General features: G+C 64.9%; 14 protein-coding genes and 1 pseudogene. 8 read left to right on the plus strand and 7 right to left on the minus strand.

Annotated features, from left to right (window positions below; genetic code table 11):
• The 4 genes from GM676_RS31880 to GM676_RS32825 form a co-directional block, all read right to left on the minus strand.
• Positions 1–1,239, minus strand: a 1,239-nt coding sequence (locus tag GM676_RS31880; RefSeq protein WP_211923282.1) for a class I SAM-dependent methyltransferase, incomplete at its 3' end; no start/stop codon positions are given.
• The gene (locus GM676_RS23530) at positions 1,239–2,039 is read right to left on the minus strand and encodes an ABC transporter permease (protein ID WP_155466494.1); all 801 of its coding nucleotides are present in this window, start codon (positions 2,037–2,039) and stop codon (positions 1,239–1,241) included. The genes GM676_RS23530 and GM676_RS31880, both read right to left, overlap by 1 nt.
• Before the next feature lie 182 nt (positions 2,040–2,221).
• Positions 2,222–3,130, minus strand: coding sequence for a hypothetical protein (locus tag GM676_RS23535; protein ID WP_155466496.1), 909 nt, complete (start codon positions 3,128–3,130; stop codon positions 2,222–2,224).
• 77 nt (positions 3,131–3,207) lie between these two features.
• Positions 3,208–4,569, minus strand: coding sequence for an ABC transporter ATP-binding protein (locus GM676_RS32825; protein ID WP_155466499.1), 1,362 nt, complete (start codon positions 4,567–4,569; stop codon positions 3,208–3,210).
• 126 nt (positions 4,570–4,695) lie between these two features.
• Between GM676_RS32825 and GM676_RS23545 the strand changes: the two genes are divergently transcribed.
• Together GM676_RS23545 and cysC are read left to right on the plus strand one after the other, a co-directional pair.
• Positions 4,696–4,962, plus strand: a complete 267-nt coding sequence (locus GM676_RS23545) for a hypothetical protein (protein ID WP_155466502.1) — start codon at positions 4,696–4,698, stop codon at positions 4,960–4,962.
• Positions 4,963–4,972: 10 nt separating this feature from the next.
• Positions 4,973–5,563 (plus strand): annotated as a pseudogene (gene cysC / locus GM676_RS23550) (adenylyl-sulfate kinase); the annotation flags it as partial.
• Positions 5,564–5,570: 7 nt separating this feature from the next.
• On the opposite strand, the gene GM676_RS23555 reads toward cysC, so the two are convergent.
• The 3 genes from GM676_RS23555 to GM676_RS23565 are packed head-to-tail and all read right to left on the minus strand — an operon-like array spanning position 5,571 to position 9,421.
• Entirely contained in the window at positions 5,571–6,368 is a 798-nt protein-coding gene (locus GM676_RS23555) for a Crp/Fnr family transcriptional regulator (RefSeq protein ID WP_155466508.1), read from the minus strand.
• A 9-nt stretch (positions 6,369–6,377) separates the two neighbouring features.
• Positions 6,378–7,619: a tetratricopeptide repeat protein gene (locus tag GM676_RS23560; protein WP_155466511.1), complete on the minus strand. Its 1,242-nt coding sequence runs from the start codon at positions 7,617–7,619 to the stop codon at positions 6,378–6,380.
• Positions 7,616–9,421 carry a CHASE2 domain-containing protein gene (locus GM676_RS23565; RefSeq protein WP_229262836.1) on the minus strand — a complete coding sequence of 602 codons (1,806 nt, stop codon included), beginning with the start codon at positions 9,419–9,421 and terminating at the stop codon, positions 7,616–7,618. The genes GM676_RS23560 and GM676_RS23565 overlap by 4 nt, the downstream gene beginning before the upstream one ends.
• 247 nt (positions 9,422–9,668) lie before the next feature.
• Between GM676_RS23565 and GM676_RS23570 the strand changes: the two genes are divergently transcribed.
• From GM676_RS23570 to GM676_RS23595, 6 genes are all read left to right on the plus strand, one after another.
• Positions 9,669–11,090, plus strand: coding sequence for a FecR family protein (locus GM676_RS23570; protein ID WP_170304350.1), 1,422 nt, complete (start codon positions 9,669–9,671; stop codon positions 11,088–11,090).
• Positions 11,091–11,482: 392 nt separating this feature from the next.
• Positions 11,483–14,974, plus strand: a complete 3,492-nt coding sequence (locus GM676_RS23575; protein WP_155466520.1) for a beta strand repeat-containing protein — start codon at positions 11,483–11,485, stop codon at positions 14,972–14,974.
• Positions 14,975–15,206: 232 nt separating this feature from the next.
• Entirely contained in the window at positions 15,207–17,009 is a 1,803-nt protein-coding gene (locus GM676_RS23580) for a type I secretion system permease/ATPase (protein ID WP_155466524.1), read from the plus strand.
• A 2-nt stretch (positions 17,010–17,011) separates the two neighbouring features.
• Positions 17,012–18,376, plus strand: a complete 1,365-nt coding sequence (locus GM676_RS23585; protein WP_155466527.1) for an HlyD family type I secretion periplasmic adaptor subunit — start codon at positions 17,012–17,014, stop codon at positions 18,374–18,376.
• Between the two features lie 2 nt (positions 18,377–18,378).
• Positions 18,379–19,734: a TolC family outer membrane protein gene (locus GM676_RS23590; RefSeq protein ID WP_155466530.1), complete on the plus strand. Its 1,356-nt coding sequence runs from the start codon at positions 18,379–18,381 to the stop codon at positions 19,732–19,734.
• Positions 19,735–19,736: 2 nt separating this feature from the next.
• Positions 19,737–19,940 carry a DUF6447 family protein gene (locus GM676_RS23595; protein WP_155466533.1) on the plus strand — a complete coding sequence of 68 codons (204 nt, stop codon included), beginning with the start codon at positions 19,737–19,739 and terminating at the stop codon, positions 19,938–19,940.
• The last annotated feature ends 35 nt before the right edge of the window (positions 19,941–19,975 follow it).

A 19,975-nucleotide genomic window follows, 5' to 3' on the forward strand; every position in this document is an offset into this window, starting at 1 on the left:
CACGCGGCGCGCGGCGCCCTTCAGCAGCGGCTGGCGCAGCACGGCGCGCATCAGCCGCAGCAGGGGACCGCGCAGGCCGCGTTTGGCGCCGGCGCGGGCGCGCAGCAACAGGCCGCCGGCGTAGCGATAGGGGGCGGTCAGCTTCCATGAGGTGCTGTTGAACATGGCCTGCACCTGCTGGTGCATGGCGTGCGCGTGTTGCAGCGCGGCCTGGGTGGCCTGGTTGGCCTCGGCGATGCGGTCGGACAGCTGGGCGATCTGCGCCTGCTGGATCGCTTCCAGCGCGGCGGCATGTTGCGCCAGCCCGGCCAGGCGGCCGTCCTGTTCCGCGATGTGGCGCGTCAGCCCGGCCAGGCGGCCCTCCTGTTCGGCGGCGGCCGTGGCGGCTACGGCGGCCGCTTGAGCGTGGCGCTGGTTGGCGGCGACCAGTTGTTCGGCTTGGCGGCCGGCGATGGCGTGCAGCTCGGCCAGGCGCTGGGCCGCGTCCTGCTCGTAGCGCTGCGCCAGGCTGCCCAGTGTGTAGCCGTACTCGCGCGACCAGGCCGCCTCGAACGGCGCCACCACCTCGGCCGGCGCGGCTTTCTGGGCGACGATGGCGTAATCGGGGCTGACGTTCTCCAGCACGTCGATCAGGGTGGTCTGATGGCTGGCGTCATGCAACTGCGCTGGCTCCTGCAGGCGCACGGTGCGCTGGCGCGCGTAGCCGGCGTACTCGGCCAGAAAGCCCAGCAGCATTGGCGGCAGCGGCTTTTCATGCGAGGGGTCGAGGTAGAAGCTGGTGGCGCCGACGCTGAGGTTTTCCGGGTTCGGCGTTTCCATGATCAGCAGGCCGCCCGGTTGCAGCGCGCGCAGCGCTTCGGCGATCAGGGTTTGCAGCACCTCGAACGGCACGTGCTCGACCAGGTGGAAGGCCGACACCAGCGCCAGGCTGTTGTCGGCGCAGGCGCGCAGCGCGGCCACGGCGTCGGTCTGCTCGGCGCGCAGGCCGCGCTCGTGGCAGGCGGCCAGCATGCCGGCGTCGAGGTCGACACCGCGGGCGTCGATCTGGTGCTCGCCCAGCAGTTCCAGCCATTCGCCGCGGCCGCAGCCGAGATCCAGCGCGGCCGCCGGCCGGCCAGGCGGCGCCAGCGTGGCCAGGGCGTCGAGGAAGGGCACATAGGCGCGCAGGCGCTGCTTGATCAGCGCGCGGTCGCCGCGATAGCGGTCTTCAAAAGCCCGGTAGAAAGTGGCGACGCTCATCACAGTTCATCCACCATTTCGCCGGCGCGGCGGCGGAACAGGCCGAGGCCGAGCGCGCAGCAGGCCAGGCCCAGCACCGTCACCGGCAGCAGGCTGTCCCAGGCCGGCAACTGGCCGTGCACCAGGATGGTCTGGTAGGCGCCCACCACCGCCGCCATCGGATTCCAGACCAGCGCCTCCCGCACCGCGGGCGGCAGGGCGCTCACCGGGTAGACGATGGGGGTGAACCAGAACCAGAATTGCAGCAGGATGGTGAAGAACTGGCCGACGTCGCGGAAGAAGACGTTGAGCACGCCCAGGATCATGCCGAGGCCGATGGCGAACAGGATTTGCAGTGCCAGCACCGGCAGCACGGCCAGGAACACCCAGCCGGGGAAATTGCCGGAAACGATGAGGAAGGCGGTGAACAAGCCGAAAATGATGCCGAAGTTGACCAGCGCGTTGAGCACCACGATGATGGGCAGGCAGATGCGCGGGAATTGCAGCTTCTTGATCAGGTTGGCGTTCTCGATGAACACCGCCTGGCTGCGGCTGGTGATCTCGGCGAACAAGCCCCAGGTCAGCACGCCGGCGCACAGGTAGATGCTGTAGGCGAACGGCGTGCCGGTGCCGGGCAGGCGGCTGCCCATGACCTGGGAGAAGATCACGGTGTAGACCACGATCATGGCCAGCGGATTCAGGACGGTCCAGGCCGCACCCAGCAGGGCGTTGCGGTACTTGCTTTGGAATTCGCGCTTGACGCTGCCAAGCACAAAGCCGCGGTAGCGCCACACCCCGCTGATCATGGCAAGCGACATCATGCGGTCAGGGCGCCGGCGGACGGCGGAAAAATCGAAGTCTTCATATGGGATAAGGAGTGGCCGGCGCAGGTTGCCATGGCCGGGATGGCACGGGCGCAAACCGGCGCAGTATAGCATGGCGCCGCGTAATGCTTGCCATTCTGCCAAGCGTTAAAATGTTTCCAGTTGTAATGCATGCGCGCTCAGTCGTCGTGCGGCGGCTGCGGCGCGAAGTGCAGCGACGGCGCCGGTGGCGCCGACAGGCCCAGCGCCGCGCCCAGACGGGTCCAGGCGCTGGCGGGCGGCGCCGCGAAGCCGGCCGGCAATTCCATCAGATCCAGCACCAGCCCCTCGCCGGCCATGTCGATGTCGTGCAGCGCTTGCCAGGCGCGGTCGTAGACGCGCACCTTGCCGACCGTGAAGTCGCGCGCCTTGCGTTCGATCAGCGCCGAGATGCCCAGGCAGCGCCGCGTGGCGTTGAAGGCGACGCCGCGCGGGAAACCGCCGGTGTGCAGTTCGAAGCCCTGGTCGCCCAGCAAGCGACTTTCGGCCGACGAGCAGGTCAGCATCTGGCCCTGCTCGCGCCACATATTGTGGCCGCAGTTGCCCAGCGCGATGCGCTGCACCTGGCGGCGCTCGGCCAGTGAGAAGGCGTACAGCTCGCTCGGGCCGCGGTTGTGCGCCAGAATCCAGATCAAGCCGTTCTCGAACATGAAGGAGTTCAGGTGGTTCTGGTCGCCCACGCCGGGGCCGCCCAACGGATACCATTCCTCCCAGCGCTGACCATCGTAGACCGCGATCAGGTTGTCGTGCGAGGCGGTGGCGTACAGCTTGCCGTCGTGCCAGGCGATCTCGTGCAGGTCACGCAGCGGGAACGGCGCGCGCAGGCTGCCGCAGGGGCGCAGCCGGCGGTCGAACATCAGGATTTCGCCGCGTTCGTCGGCGGCGGGCACATCGGACGACACCAGGCGCCGGCGCGCCGCCACGTACAGGTGTTCGCCGTGGCGGGCGATGCCGTAGTACAGGCCGCGGCCGCCATCGAGGCGGCGCGCGTGGCCGCTGTCGGTGTCCAGCAGCAGGAAGGATTGGGAGGTGGTCAGCAGTAGATTCATGCGGTTCGCGACAGGGCGGCGGCAAAACCGGCGATTATAGCGGCAAACCGGCGCGTGTCCGGTGCGCTTGCAATTTATTACATTGTCGCCGCCTGACGCTGGACTTCGACGATCGGGTCGAGGTTGCAGACGCCGCTCCAGACGATGGCGTCGAGGTTGCGCAGCACGGTGAAGGCGCCGGCGTCCTGTTGGCGGGTCAGGGTCTGGCGGAAATCGCCGTCGCCGGCGCCGCCCTCGGCCACGCCGGCGGTGATGGTGTAGTCGCCCGGCGCCAGGCTGGCCTTGAACGAGAATTCGGCGCGCACCGCCTCGCCCGCGCGCACCGGGCCGATGCGCTGGCGCATGCAGTAGGTATTGGTCATGAACACCGCCTCGCCGCGGGCGTTGCGGATCTGGAAGCCGATGTGCGGATCGTCGTAGGCCTGGCCGAAGCGGGCGTCGACGCGCACGGTGGCGGCGCGGTCGCTGATCACGGTGGCCGCCTCCTGGTCGTCCAGGTACAGGCCGACCGCCTCGATGCGGGCGCCGCCGTGCTCGAACGAGCCGATGGTGGCCGGCGCGGCGGCCGGCACCGGCGTGGCGGCGGTCGCAGCGCTCGCGGCTTCGGTCCCCGCCTCGGCCCCGGCCTTGGTCCCGGTCTCGGTCTCGGCAGGGGGCGGCAGCGGCGGCGCGCTGGCCGCCACTGGCGCGGGCGGCGGCAGGCCGTCGCGCTGGCGCAGCACGTGAGCGTTGTAGAGGTCGATCACTTCGCGCGGCGAGCTGTCCAGCGCGATGCGGCCGGCGCTGATCAGGATCGCCCGGTTGCACAGCGAATACACCGCGTTCATGGCGTGCGACACGAACAGCAGCGTGGTGCCGGCCTGGCAATAGCCGCGGATGCGCTCATAGCATTTCTGCTGGAAGAACACGTCGCCCACCGCCAGCGCCTCGTCGATCACCAGGATGTCGGGCCGCACCGCAGTGGCCACCGCGAACGCCAGCCGCACCTGCATGCCGGACGAATACACGCGCACCGGCTGGTCGAGATAATCGCCGATGTCGGCGAAGGCCTCGATCTCGGGCATCAGCGCCGCCACTTCCTCGACGCTGAGGCCGATCAGCTGGCCGGCCATCAGCGCGTTCTGGCGGCCGCTGAAGTCGGGATGGAAGCCCATGCCCAGTTCCAGCAGCGCCGCCACCCGGCCGTGGGTGGTCACGCTGCCCAGGGTGGGCTGGGCGGTGCCGGTGATCAGTTTGAGCAGGGTGCTCTTGCCGGCGCCGTTGACGCCGATCAGTGCCACCGATTCGCCGGCGGCGATGGTAAAGTCGATATCGCGCAGCACCCATTTGAGCCGATGGCGCACGCCAAGGAAGGGCGTGACCCATTCCAGCAAGCGCGACCAGCGGGTCGGGTACTGCTTGTAGGCCTTGCCCAGTTGCCTGACTTGAATGCTGCCCATGTTCCCATCCGTGCAAAAGAAAAATCGCGGCGGATTATAGCACCGGCCCGCGCCGGGTCGCTTGCCTGTCCCCGGTGCGCGCTGTATGATCCGCCCAGCCGAGCCGAGGATGTTTTAAGGATAATGATGGAAAAAGTACAAGTGTATTTGCGCTTCAATACGCGCAACGATAACGACAATCCGTTGCCGTGGCGCGTGCTGCTGGCCGCCGGCAGCAAGGAGGGCGTGCTGCAATACAGCCAGGCCTACGCCGCCGAGGTGCGCTTCGACAGTCCGGTGGTCACCTCGGCCGACGAGATCGAACCCGGCGTGGTCAAGTGGCATATCAAGTCGCACGGCTATATCAGCTGGCAGGGCGACGTGTGCCTGGTGTCCGACCAGCCGCCGGCCTGAGATGAGTACCAACGTCGTCTGGCAGGAGCTCAAGATCGATGGCGCCAGCCGCGCGCTGCGCCTGCGCCAGCAACCCTGCCTGCTGTGGTTCACCGGTCTCAGCGGCTCGGGCAAGACCACCATCGCCGGCCTGGTCGAGCAAGCCCTGGCCGAGCGCGGCCTGCACACCTATCTGCTGGACGGCGACAATGTGCGGCACGGGCTGTGCCGCGACCTCGGCTTCAGTGCCGCCGACCGGGTGGAAAACATCCGCCGCGTGGGCGAGGTCGGCCGGCTGATGACCGACGCCGGCCTGATCGTGCTGAGCGCCTTCATTTCGCCGTTCCGCTCCGACCGCGCCATGGTGCGCCAGTTGCTGCCGGCGGGGCAGTTCATTGAAATCTTCATGGACACGCCGCTGCAGGAGTGCGAGCGGCGCGATCCCAAGGGCTTGTACAAGAAGGCGCGCGCCGGCCAGATCCGGCATTTCACCGGACTCGACTCGCCGTACGAGGCGCCGGAGGCGCCCGAGGTGCGGCTCGACACCGTCCACCACAGCCCGGCGCAGTGCGCCGCCCAGGTGCTGGCCTTCCTGGCGGAACGGCAACTGCTGCCGTCCTGAGGCCGCCTCAGCCCTGCGCCAGCTTTTGCAGCGCCGCCGAATCGATGATGATCAGGCGGTGCGAGCCTTTCTTGATGATGCCCTGCTGGGCCAGCGCCAGCAGGGTGCGCGTCACCGTCTCGCGGCTGGTGTTGATCATATTGGCGATGTCCTGGTGGGTGGGCAGGTTTTCCACCACCTCCAGCTCTTCCCCCGGTTTTTTTTCCTTGAGCAATTCAAGGAAGGTGTAGATGCGCTTGGCGGTGTTGTGAATGCTGAGCAGTGCGCGGAATTCGGAGTCGCGCTGCACTTTCTCGGCCAGGAAGCGCAGCATTTGGTTGGCCACCGACGGCGAGTGCGAGAACAGGTGCAGGGCGGTGGCGCGCGGCAGCAACGCCACCAGCACCGGCGTCAGCGCCACCACCGAGGCCGAGCGCATGGATCCGTTGATGACGGCGATCTCGCCGAAGAAGTCGCCTGGCGCCAGCATGCGCAGGCCGATCGCGCGGCCATCCTCGGTGACGTCGATCACTTGCAGCTGGCCGCTCAGCAGGAACAACAGGCTGTCGCCGGCGGCGCCCTTCTGCAGCACTACGTCGCGCTTGTTGTACTGGCGGATGCGGATGTCGGCCTGCAAGCGAAGGATTTCCTCATCGCTCAGATCGGCCAGCAGTGGAATCTTCCGCAGATGGATCTGTATCTTGACGGGCTGATTCGGATCGGCAGCGGTGCCTGGCGGCGCCAGGTCGCCGCCGGCGGCCGATGGCGTTGGCGCGGCGCCGGCCGCTGCCGCAGGCTCGGCGGGTGTCGGATTACGGTTCGTCATGCAGCTTTCTCAATAATTATCCCAGCGCCAGGTCAGCTGGACGGTGCGGCTATTATATTGAAACAGCGAGATATTCTCCCGGTTGTCCACCTTGCGCCACTCCAGTTGCAGACTCTGGCGGGCGCCCAGCTCCAGCGTGAGGCCGGCGTTGAACTGGCGCGTGTCCTGGTGACGCACCAGATCGATCACCCCCGGCGAATACACCTCGCTGCCGCGCCACACCTGACGCGTCCAGCCGGCTTGCGCGGTGTAGTTGTCGCCAACCAGGCTGTACAGCAGGACATTGCCATACCAGCCGTCGCGGTTGCCGCCGAGGCGGCCGGTCTGGCCATGGTCCGACAACACGCCCACGCCGCCCAGCGCCTGGAACGGGCCGCGGCGCCAGCTCAGCGAATTGCCCAGCTCGACGGTGTTGCTGTCGTAGCGGGCCCGGGTCGGATAGGTGACATGGCTCAGCCCGGCGGTGAGCGACCAATCCAGTTGCTCGGACAGACGCCACGGCGGCGTCGCCCGCAGTTGCAGCTGGGCCTGGCGCTGGTAATAATGGTTGTCCAGCTGTAGCGCGCTGAGGGCGGCCGTGGCGCGCCCGCGCCAGTCGCCCAATTGCCATTGCTGCTCCAGCCCCAGCAGCAAGGAGCGGGTGTCCTGTTCACGCACGTCGTCGTGCCGGCGCATGCGCAACTGCACAAACCCCAGCAGCCCCCGGTCGTTCAGGTTGCGGCTGTAGTCGCCCGACAGCAGGGTGTAGCGGTCCGGCCGTGGCAGGTATTCCGGGGTCAGCTCCCATTCGATGGTGTTGCTGCCGCTGCCGGTGCTGAAGAAGGCGTTGCTGGCGCCCTGGTTGACGTTGGTGTCGTAGCCACGCGCCAGCGAAAACGCCATGCGCTCGCGCCGGTCCTTGACCGGCAGGCAGCCGCGCTTGCGGTAGCCGGCGATCACCTCGACGATACCGTCCGGTGGCTGGAAGCGGCGCACGATTTCGTCGAACAGGCGTTCGGCCTCGGCCGCATGGCCCAGCTCGCACTGGCTGATGGCCAGGTCCAGCCAGGCGCCGGCATGCTGCGGTTCCCGCTCCAGAAAGCGCATCAACAGGTCGGTGGCCAGTTCCGCGCGGCCGTCGGCCAGCGCCCGCATCGCCTCCAGGTACAGCTCGTCCTGCGGCGCCGGCGGCGGCGCCTCGGCGTCGGTGGCGGCGGCCGTCAGCGGGCCGAGCGCCAGCAGCAGCGCCACGATCAGGCGGCGCGCCGTCATGCCTCCTCCAGCGTGTAGAGCAGCGCGCTTTTTTCCTTGCCGCGCAGGCGCTGCTCGCCCAGCGCGCGGAAGCGGTGGCGGGTGGCGCGGGCCACGGTGCCGGCGCCGATGATGACGTCGTGCGGGAAATCGCGCGCCGCCTGCTCCAGCCGCGAGGCGGTGTTGACGCTGTCGCCGACGGCGGTGTAGATGCTGCGGAAGGCGGTGCCGTAGTCGCCGGCCATGGCCAGGCCGCTTTCGATGCCGATGCGCACCCGCAGCGGCGCCTTGCCCTCGCTGACGCGCAGCGCGCTCATGCGCCGCACCTCGCGCAGGATGGACTGCGCCGCGTCCAGCGCCAGGTCGGCGTGGTCGGCGATCGGCAGCGGCGCGCCCCAGAACGCGACCAGGCCGTCGCCGGTGTATTTGTCCAGCGTGCCGTGCATTTCCAGCACCGGGCGCGTCAGGCAGTCGAGGAAGGCGGTGGTCAGCCTGGCCGCCTCCTCCACCGGCAGCGATTCGACGTGGGTGGTATAGCCTTCCATGTCGGCGATCAGGGTGGTCACCTGCAACTGCTTGGGCTTGAGCGGGTCCTTGAGGTCGCTGCGCAGCAGTTCGTCGACCACTTCCTTGGCCACATACTGGCGCAGCGTGCCCAGCAGCTGGCGCGACTTCTGCTGGGCCAGTTGCCAATGAAAGGGCACGGCGATCGCCAGCAGGAACAGATTGGACAGCAACGGCCCGGCGCTGGAGAAATCGTCATCGTGCGGCACGATCACGTAGGCCAGCGCCAGCCATACAGCCGAGCAGGCGGCCAGCAGCAGCACATTGGCCGCGGCCGAGCGTCGCGCCAGCGTGTAGCTGACCAGCGCCACGGTGGCGCCGCAGAACAGCAAGGCCAGCCAGCGGCCCGGCCAGGGCGCCGGCGCGTGGCCGGCCTGGCGTTCCAGCAAGGTGTCCAGCACCGCCGCGTGCACCAGCAATCCGGCGGTCGACGCCCCCAGCGGCGTGGCCAGCCGGTCGCCGATGCTCAGCGCCGAGGAGCCGATCAGCACCAGTTTGCCGGCCACCTGCGCCGGGTCCAGTTTCCGCTCCAGCACCTCGGCCGCGCTGGCGGCGTTGTAGGCCGACCACGCGCGCCGGTAGGGAATGCGCAGCGGCCCGGGCGGCATGGCCAGCGGCGCGCCGCCGGCGCAGCAATCGAACAGGGCGCGCGCCAGCGTGGGGTAGCTTTTGCCGCCGAAGGTGGCGTACATCGGCACCCAGCGCAGGGTGCCGTCAGGGTCGGGGACGACGCCGATATTGCCGGTGTAAACGGCGGCTTGGGCCAGCTCCGCGTGGTTGGCGAGATAGCCGTACGCGGGCACGCCGGCAGCGCTGGCGGCCGGCACGCCGCCGGCCAGCACGCCGCCATGCAGCGGCTGCGGCTGGCGGGCGAAATCGAACAGTTGGGCCAATACCACAGGGCCATGACGGGCCAGCATGACCATGCGGGCGTCACCGCCGGCGTCGGCTGGTTTTTCCTGCAAAATATCCAGCGCCACGCCGCGCGCGCCATCCGCCAGCAGCAGCTCGATCAGGTCGGCCAGGCGGGCGCGCCAGGGCCACGGATATTGCGCCAGGCTGCTCTCGTCGATGTCGACCACCAGGATGCGCGACTCCGGCGTGGCCACCGCGCGCAGGGCGATGAAGCGGTCGCGCAGCCATTCGTCGGCGAAGCGGGCGCCAGCCGGCGCCAGCCACTGGGACCAGGCGGTCAGCAGAAAGGCCGCCGCGGCAATGCCGGCACGGAGCAGGGGTGCGGAAGAGATGAATTGGCCCAAGGTCAAGGTCTGATCGGCGCCCGCCGGGGCGCCGCGGAGCGCCGCTTCCCGGCCGGGCGGGTATAAAATAAGGCGCAAGTATAGCGCTTTGCCCCCAGCTGCACTATGTGCCTGAGGAAATATTTTTCTTGCAACTGTACAGTGTGGCGCGGACGCGTTCCAAATTGTATCCAATTGAAATAATGTGACCGGAGTCACATACTTTACCTCCAGAATGCGGAAAATGCTAGCTGAGGAGGAATTTATCATGTTGCGTCGTCTTTTAGTCTTGCTGAGTGCCGGTGCCGGGTTGCTCTGGTCCACCGTGGCTGCCGCCGGCGAGGCCGGAAAGGTGGTGTTCGTCACCGGCCAGGTGCAGTTGGCCGCGCGCGCGGCCACGCTCGATGCGGCAGTGAACGAGGGCGACGAGCTGACCACCGGCGCCGACGGCTATGTGTATGTCAAGACGGTGGACCAGGGCTTCCTGATCCTGCGCCCGAACAGCAAGGCGCGGGTGACCACCTACCATGTCGATCTGGCCAATCCCGGCAACACCCGCGTCAAGCTGGAGTTGCTGAACGGCGTGGCGCGCAGCATTTCCGGCACTGCCGTCAAGCAGGCGCGCCAGAACTTCCGCTTCAACACCCCGGTGGCGGCGATCGGCGTGCGCGGCACCGACTTCATCGTGTTCACCGACCGCGAAACGTCGCGGGTGGCGGTGGTGTCGGGCGGCATCGTGATGAGCGGCTTCGCCGGCGCCTGTGGTCCCGAGGGCAGCGGTCCTTGCGAGGGTAGTGCCAGCCGTGAATTGTTCGCCGGCCAGGCCGATGTGCTGTTGCAGGTGCAGCGCGGCCAGAAGGTGCCGCAATTGTTGCGCGGACCGGCACTGTCGCCGGATCAGAGCGTGCCGCCGCGCAGCGACGAACCGGTCGGCAAGCCTGTGGCCGCCGTCAGTCCAGTGCTGACGCCGGATGTAATCCTGGATGCACAGAAGGAGCCCAGCCTGATCAACGCCGGCAAGAATGCGCCAACCGGCAGTGGCAGTGGCAGTGGCAGTGGCAGTGGCAGTGGCAGTGGCCCGGACAGTGTCACCGTGCCGCCACAGGTGGTGACCGAGACGCCGGTGACGCCGCCGGTGGTGACACCGCCGGTCGTGACGCCACCGGTTGTGGTGCCGCCGGTTGTGCCCAGCCCGCCTGAGATTCAGTGGGGACGTTGGCAGGCGGTGGCCGGGATGGCTGCCGATACCGAGGCGCTGGCCAAAATGCGCAATGGGACGTACCAGAATGGTTATACGGTGGGCGCTTATACTATTAGCCGCTTGAAGAATACCGAATTGGTGATGCCGAAGGAGGGCACTGCGGCTTTTGTATTGACTGGCAGCGAAGCTATATTACAGGAGGGCGGTAAAGATCCGGTGGCTGCGGCGGTTAAGGATGCGCAATTGAGCGTGGATTTCGGCACCCGTCGATTTACCACCGGCCTGACGGTCTACACTGCCGATGCGGCGCTGACCATGAATTCCCGCGGGAGTATCGGTGCGACCGGCGTGTTGACCAGTGACGGGGTGTCCGATGCCACGATCAAGGGCTATCTGGGCGGAAATCAGGCCGAACAGGCGGGTTATGTCTTTAAGAGCTTGAATAGCTCAAAATACACAGCGGAAGGTGCCACTACCTGGAAGCATTAAGGCACTGGGTTCCGGTTTTAAATGTGCCGCCTCGTGCGGCACTTTGTTTTTCTCCTGCCCATTTTTACCCCGGGGGAGAGGCGGGGCGCCGCTCTTATTTAAATGCGGCGGACGGTTTTTAAAAGATGGTGCGAACTGCCTATAAAAGCGGCATCCAATCGCCATCAAGGCGTTTGACTGGATTTGATTCGCGATCGAAAGCGAAGAAAAACACAAAATATTACAAAAAATCGTCATTTTCCTCCGCATTTGTGATGGCCGTCACAACACCGCTTTCCCTATCTGGCAATATACTCCCTGTTCTGCAAAAAAACGTCCATGCCCGTGCAGCGCTGTGTGGGCCTGGATGCAGATACTTGGTTTAAACCACATTAACTCAAAGGATATACATCATGGCCGTAGCCGCAGATTACACCGCAGTAGCCGAGCAGCTTTACATTGCTTACTTTGGCCGTCCTGCAGACCGTTCGGGTCTGATCAACATGACCGCCGCCCTGGCCGCAGCTGACGCGCCAACCACCATGGACGGTCTGGCCGCTGTTGCGCGCACCAACTCCACGGTCAAGGCGATCCTGGACAGCTTCGGCAGCAGCACCGAATCGTCGACCCTGTACGGCACCGGCAGCGACGCCAGCTTCATCGTTGCGATCTACAACCACGTGCTGAACCGTGACCCGCTGGTCGCCGGCCTGGATTTCTGGACCAACGCCCTGCAAACCGGCGCGATGACCCGCGCTGAAGCCGCCGCACAAATCATGGCTGCTGCCACCAAGGATGGCGCTGACGCCACCGACGCAGCCACCGTTGCCAACAAAACCACCGTTGCCGGCAACTTCACCGCAGCGATCGACACCGCCGCTGAAATCGTAGCTTACTCCGGCAAAACCGCAGCGCAAACCGCTCGCGACATGCTGTCGATCGTCGATTCGACCACCGACACCACCGCTTTCAACACCACCGTGACCTCGACTCTGGCTTCGATCGTGACCCAGAGCATTCCTACCGTCACCGCTGTGCTGACCACCGGCATCGACACCATCTCGACCGGCGCCGGCAACGACATCATCAATGCACCAGTTATCACCGGTGCTGATTCGCTGGGTTCGCTGGACACCATCAACGGCGGCAACGGCACCGACAGCCTGAACATCGTCACCACCGGTACCCTGGCGACCGCTGGCACCACCGTGCAAAACGTCGAAATCGTCAACGTCACCGGCGCGACCGGCGTTGCTGCTGCCGACATCTCGGGCTGGACCGGTGTGAACACCCTGAACGTTTCGGGCGGCACCGGCGCCATCGCTGGCGTGAACGCTTCGGCGACCACCGACATCAATGTGGCTTCCAGCCTGGGCGCTGTTACCCTCAATGGCGGCAAAAACGTTGCCGTCAATACCTCGGTTGGCAACATCGCCGTTGGCGGCACCACTGAAGCCGCTGGCAATGTCACCACCGTCAACACCTCGGCTGCCGGCACCACCGCTGTAGCTGCGGCTGGCACCGCCACCGTGACTTCCAAAGGCGGCGCGGTCACCATCACCGACACCACCTCGTTCACCGTCAACGCCTCGACCGCCGTGTCGCCGGCCGATCAAGCTGCTCACCTGGCGACCCAGACCGCAGCGACCACGGTCAACACCGCCGCTACCGGCAATACCGACACCACCGGTAAAGCCCTGGTGGCAGCCAACGCCGTAGTCACCAACCTGACCACGCTGGCTACCGCCATCGCCGCTGCAACCAACTCGACCGCAGGTTCCACCACCGCCCTGTCGATCCAGCTGGCTACCCAGACCGCACTGTCGGCCGGCGCGATCACCAGCGCTCAGAAAATCGCGATTGACCTGGCCTTCCAAAACGGCCTGGCGACCTCGACCGCAGCTGCTCGTACCGCCGCGCAAGACATCGTGACCCCGCTGCAAACCGCCGCCACCGCCGCTGCCACCGTCGCCGCTTCCGCTGACGCTGTCAACGACGCGCTGGCACTGGCCGCCAAGAACGCCGCCGACGCAGTTGTGGCCGCCGACGTGACCGCTGCTACCTCGGCTGCCGCCGTGAACGTCACCGCCACCACCAACACCGGCCTGACCAGCGCCACCATCAACGGCAACGCCGGCGCGACCAACTCGATCACCGACGGTTCGACCCTGGGCAACAAGCTGACCTCGGTTACCCTGACCAATGCCGGCACCACCACCGCCACCGGCCAAGCTGTTGCCACCGTGAACGCAACCAACATGGCTGCCAGCGTGACCGTGGTGAACAGCACCGCTAACCACACCGAAACCTTCAACCTGAGTGGCATCACCGCCGGTACCTACACCGACTCGAACGCCACCACCGTGAAGATCGTTTCGAGCGGTTCGGCAACCAACGTGCTGACCGGCCTGAGCGCCACCCTGGCAACCGCCGTCAACCTGACCGGCGCTGCTGGCGTCAACTTCGGCACCACCACCCTGGCTGCCAACGCTGTGATCACCGCCACCGGTTCGAGCGGCACCAACACCATCACCGTGGCTTCGGGCCAGTCCTACCTGGGCGGTTCGGGCGCGGATGTCGTGACCACCGGCGCTGCTGCCCAAACCGTTGCCGTAAGCGGCGGTGCTGGCACCGCCGACAAGCTGGTTATCACCAACAGCGCCAATGCCGCCACCACCCCGGCCGCACTGTTCACCGGCTTTGAAATCTTGCAACTGGGCAACGGCGTTAGCGCTGACGTCAGCAAGTTCGCTGGCATTACCTCGGTTGTACTGGACGGCGCAACCGTCACCGCCACCGGCCTGAGCGCAGCCCAAGCTGCAAACATCTCGCTGACCGGCGGCGCGCAAGCGATCACCGTTGGCGTAACCGGTGCGACCACCGTTGGTCAACTGGACGTGGTCACCCTCACCAACTCGACGGCCGCCGCCACCCTGGCTGCCCCATCGCTGACCGGTGTTGAGACCCTGAACCTGGTGGCCTCCAAAAACCTGACCATCGGCGCCCTGACCTCGGCTACCGCGCTGACCAACGTCAACGCCTCGGGCGCGGGTAACCTGAGCATCACCACCGGTGCCCTGGCTGCCAACGTCAATACCGTGATCGACGCGCACCTGACCACCGGCACCGTGACCGTGAACGCTTCGGCTGCGACCGCCAATGGCCTGAAAATCGTCGGTAGCGCAACCGCCGCCAACACCCTGACCGGTAACAACCTGGCCAGCAACCTGATCGGCGGTAACGGTGGCGACACCATCACCGGCGGCACCGCTGCTGACACCATCACCTCCGGCAATGGCAACAACAGCATCACCGGCGGCGGCGGCGGCGACACCATCACCGTGGGCAACGGCAACAACAGCATCACCACCGGCAACGGCGGCGCGACCGTCACCGCTGGCAACGGCCAAAACGTTATCACCGGCGGCACCGGCGCGGACACCATCACTGTCGGCACCGGCTCCAACCTGATCACCGGCGGCGCTGGCGCTGACGTCATCACCTTCGGCACCCACGTCGCTGGCGTGGTTGACGGCATCGTGCAAACCGCAGCCGGCCAGACCTTCTCCGGCGCGGCCATCGTGTCGGGCGTCACCGCGCTGACCGGCGCCGACGTCGTCACCGGCCTGCACGCTGGCGATACCGTTGACCTGAGCGGCATCCTGAACACCTTCACCGGTGCAGCAGGTACCACGATCGCTGCCGCTTCGGGCACGACCGTGTCGCTGGTACATGGTAACTACGCAGCATCGACCGGTATCTGGACCACCGCCGCAGCCGGCACCGACACCCTGGTGGTGTACGATGCTGACGGCGCAGGTGGTGGCACCACGCTGGAAGCCATCGTTCTGGTGGGTTCGAACGTCTCCGGTACCGCCGCTGCTGGCGTGATCACCCTGGCGTAATTCAGTCCCCGGACTGGATCGCTTCCGAGCCCGGCTGACCGGGTTCGGATGATCAAAAACCCCGCTTTCCGCAAGGAGGCGGGGTTTTTCTATTGAGAGCGAAATGTTGCGGTATGTTGCGGCATGGTATAAATTTGTGATGTACGTCACATTATTAGATGAACTTGGTCTATAATCTGTCGCCTGACCGTTCGCCCGCCGCGGACTCACCTCGAACGTTATTCGCATTCCCATGAAAAAACTTCTTAAACCGAAAAACGAAATCCAGCAGGTATTGCTGACTTTCCGGCGCACGTTCTACACGGTAGGTTGCTTTAGCGCGATCAGCAATATGATGATGCTGGTGCCGTCGCTGTATATGTTGCAGGTGTACGACCGTGTGCTGGCCAGCCGCAACGAGCTGACCTTGTTGATGCTGACCGTGATCATGCTGATCGCCTACCTCGCCATGAGTGCCCTGGATCTGGTGCGCAGCTTCGTGCTGGTGCGCGTCGGCGCACGCTTCGACATGGAATTAAACAAACGCATCTACTCGGCGGCGTTCGAGCAAAATCTCAAGCGGGTTGGCGGCAATGCCGGGCAGGCGTTGCAGGATTTGACCAATATCCGTCAATTCCTGACCGGCAACGCCTTGTTTGCCTTCTTCGACGCGCCTTGGTTCCCGGTGTACCTGATTGTGATTTTCGCCTTCGAGTCGACGCTGGGCTGGTTTGCCTTGGGCGGCACGGTGGTGCTGGTCGCGCTGGCCTACATTAACGAGATCGTCTCGCGCAAACCGCTGGCCGAGGCCAACACGATGGCGATCGCTTCCAGCAATCTGGCCACCAACAATTTGCGCAATGCAGAGGTGATCGAGTCGATGGGGATGCTGCCCAATCTGATGGGCCGCTGGTTTAAGCTGCATGGCAAATTCCTGCGCCTGCAAGCCGAGGCCAGCGAGAAGGCCGGCGTGGTGGGCGCCGTCACCAAGTTTGTGCAGGTGGCCCTGCAATCGCTGGTATTGGGGCTGGGCGCCCTGCTGGCGATCGAGGGCAAGATCACGCCGGGCATGATGATTGCAGCCTCGATCCTGATCGGCCGCGCGCTGGCGCCGGTGCAGCAGGTGATCGGTGTCTGGAAATCCTGGAGCAGCACCCGCAGCGCCTATGAGCGGCTGACCGCCTTGCTGGAAAATAATCCGGTACGCCCGGCAGGCATGGCCTTGCCGAAGCCGTTGGGACAACTGACCATCGAAGCCGTTTCGGCCGCGCCGCCGGGCACCACCGCGCCGGTTCTGAAAGGTCTGAGTTTCGCTCTGGCACCGGGCGAGGTGCTGGGCGTGATCGGCCCCAGCGGCGCTGGCAAGTCGACCCTGGCGCGGCTGCTGGTTGGGGTGTGGCCAGCCATGATGGGCTCGGTGCGTCTTGATGGCGCGGATATTTTCCAATGGAACAAGGCCGAGTTGGGCCCGCATATCGGTTATCTACCGCAGGATATCGAGCTGTTCGCCGGTACCGTCAGCGAGAATATTGCCCGCTTCGGCGATATTGATGCCGAACAGGTGGTGCTGGCCGCGCAGCGTGCTGGCGTGCACGAGATGATTTTGCATCTGCCGCAGGGGTACGACACGCTGCTGGCCGATGGCGGCGGTGGCTTGTCGGGCGGGCAGCGCCAGCGTCTCGGATTGGCACGCGCCATGTACGGCGACCCGTCGCTGATCGTGCTCGACGAGCCGAACTCCAATCTGGACGATGTTGGCGAACAGGCCCTGGTGCAGGCGATCAACGATTTGCGTCAGCGCGGCAAAACCATCATTCTCATTACGCACCGCACCAGCATCATCAGCATCACCACCCGCCTGTTGTTGCTGCGCGACGGTTCGCTGGATATGTTTGGACCGAGCAATCTGGTGCTGAACGCGTTGCAGGAAAAAACGCAGCGTGCGCTGGTGGCCCAACAGCAGGCCCAGGCACAGGCACAGGCACAGGCACAGGCGATGATGGCGCAGCAGGCCGCTGAGGCGCAAGCACAAGCGGCAGTGAAGGAACAGGAATAATCATGAGTAATTTTCTCAATAAAAAAGACGAAGCCGCGGACGTCGTCTCGCATGATGTCGCGCCGCTGACGGTCAATGTGGATGCCGGCTCGTATGCGCGTCTGGGCTGGCTGATCGTGTTGGTCGGGGTTTGCGGCTTTCTGGTGTGGGCCATGCTGGCGCCGCTCGACAAGGGGGTGCCGCTGAGCGGCGTGGTGGCCAAGGAAGGCAATCGCAAATCCGTCCAGCATCTGGCTGGCGGCATCGTTGAGAAAATCCTGGTCAAGGATGGCGCCGTGGTGAAAGCGGGACAGACCTTGGTGCGGATGAACGCGGTGCAAGTGCGGGCCCAGGCGGAGATCACGCGGGTCCAGTATTTCAGCAGCGTGATCAGTGTCGCGCGTCTGGAGGCGGAACGCGACGGCGCTGCCAGTTTTGCGCTGCCAGCCGAACTGGCGCCATACAAGGACGATGCGCGCATCAAGGATATCATGGCCTTGCAGACGCAACTGATGCACGCGCGCCGGCAGGCACTCAAGGACGAACTGGCTGCCGTCGATGAGAACATCGCCGGCCTGAAACAACAGGTCCAAGGATTGATCGAATCGCGCGACAGCAAGAAAGCGCAGATGGGCTTCCTCAAGGAACAGCTCGATGGTTTGCGCGATCTGGCCAAAGAAGGTTATGTGCCGCGTAGCCGGCTGCTTGATCAGGAACGCACTTATGCGCAGGTGAGTGGCGGCTATTCCGAGGATATTGGCAATATCGGCCGTTATCAGAGCCAGGTGCTGGAGTTGGCGCTGCGTCGTTCTCAGCGCACCCAGGAATTCCAAAAGGAAGTGCGCAGCTCGTTGAGCGATGCGCAGAAAGAGGCGGATGCGCAAGGCAGTCGCCTGATCGCCCAGGAACAGGAGTTGGCCAATGCCGACGTCAAGTCGCCGGTGGACGGCATCGTGGTCGGTATGAACGTGTTTACCGAGGGCGGCGTGGTGGGCGCGGGCGCGCATCTGATGGACGTGGTGCCTTCCGATGGCGGCCTGGTGGTGGAAGGGCAGTTGCCGGTCAATCTGATCGACCGCGTGCACGACGGCCTGCCGGTCGAACTGATCTTCTCGGCATTCAATGCGAACAAGACGCCGCACATCCCGGGGCAAGTGATTCAGGTGTCGGCTGACCGCGCGGTAGACGAGCGCGCCAATGTCCCGCCGTATTATAAAGTCCGCTTCAAGGTGACGCCGGAAGGCGCGCAGATGATCGCCGCGCACAAATTGAATATTCAGCCGGGCATGCCGGTGGAAGTGTTCATCATCACTGGCCAGCGGACAATGATGAACTACCTGCTGAAGCCCGTATTTGACCGTGCCAAATCGGCATTGACGGAGGACTAAGCATGCTTCATTCCCGTGCTTTTCGCTTGACGAAAACGGTACTGTGCCGTGCGCTGTGCAGCGCTTTGTTATTGCAAGGGAGCGCCGCAGGCGCAATGAATCTCCAGCAGGCCTATGATGCCGCACTGCGCAACGATCCGACTTATCGCTCGGCCTTTCAGGATAGCCTGGGTGGCAAGGAATATGCGGTCATTGGCCGTGCGGCTTTGCTGCCGCAGGTGAGCGCCAGTTATTCGGGCAGTAAGATCCGCGCCGATCTGACCCAGCCCGGCTTGCTAGGCACCGAGTCCACTACGCATCCGGTTTACTACAGCCGTTCCTCCGGTGTGCAACTGCGGCAGACCTTGTTTAGCCTGGACGCGTTGGCGCGCTATAAGCAAGGCCTGGCGCAGACCAAATATTCCGAGTCGCAGTTTTCGAGCATGGGGCAGGATCTGGTGGTACGCGTGGCCGGCGCCTACTTCGATGCCGCGCAAAGCGCGGAGCAGGTGGCCTTGGCCGAAGCCCAGCGCGATGCGCAGCAGGAGCAACTGCTGGCTAACCAGCGGCTGTTCCAGCAGGGAGAGGGGACGCGCACCGATGTGCTGGAAACACAGGCCAGACTGGAGTTGACGAAGGTGCAGTTGATCGAGGCGCAGGACGTTCAGAAGACCGCGCTGGCGGCGTTGTCCGCGATGGTGGGCGAGCCGGTGGAGGCGATCGATCTTCTGGGCGCCACTTTTCCGCTCAGGCCACTGGAGCCAAGTTCGCTGGATGAATGGAAAAAGATTGCCCTTGAACAGAATCCGGATCTGGATGCACAACGTTTTGCCATCGAATCGAACCGGCAGGAGATCAACAAAAATCGGGCGGGCCATTTTCCACGGGTGGATTTTGTGGCCGGCTATAGCAAGAGCAAGTCCGATACGCTGACGACGTTGAACCAGGATTCGACTTCGCGCAGCATTGGTGTGCAAGTGAATATCCCACTGTATGCCGGCGGTGCGGTGAGTGCCAGTACGCGTCAGGCGGTCGCGGGCTTCGAGAAAGCCAAGGCTGAGCTGGATGTGAAGACGAATAAGATTCTGGTTGAGGTTGGCAAAGAATTCAGTTTGGTCAAGAGCAGTGTCGCGCGCATTGCGGCGCTGGATCGTGCGGTGGAGTCGGCACAACTGCTGATCACCGCGACGCAGCAGAGTATCAAAGGCGGTGTCCGTATCAATGTCGATTTGCTGAATGCGCGCCAACAGCTGTATACCAGCAAACGCGATTTGGCGCAGGCGCGTTATACCTATTTGCTGGCGCTGTTGCGTCTGCGGGCCGCTGCCGGCACTCTGGGTGCGGACGATATAGTCGAAGCACTGAGCTATTTTCGTTGACCATGGATGATGAGATTGAAGTGACGGTGGACGGCGTCACCTACAAGCTGAGCGAACTTGGTGAAGAGGCGCAAGCGCAGGTTGCTAATCTACAGTTTGTGGAGAAGCAGATGGCGGAACTCCAGGCTAAATTGGCGGTGTACCAGACCGCCCGCAATGCTTATCAGGCGGCGCTACAGCAGCTGGTGCCACGCGCCAGACAATAACATCGGCGGCCGGATTGCCCGGCGGCCGATCAGCT

The sequence above is a fragment of the Duganella radicis genome (assembly GCF_009720825.1).
Taxonomy (GTDB): Bacteria; Pseudomonadota; Gammaproteobacteria; order Burkholderiales; family Burkholderiaceae_D; genus Rugamonas; species Rugamonas radicis.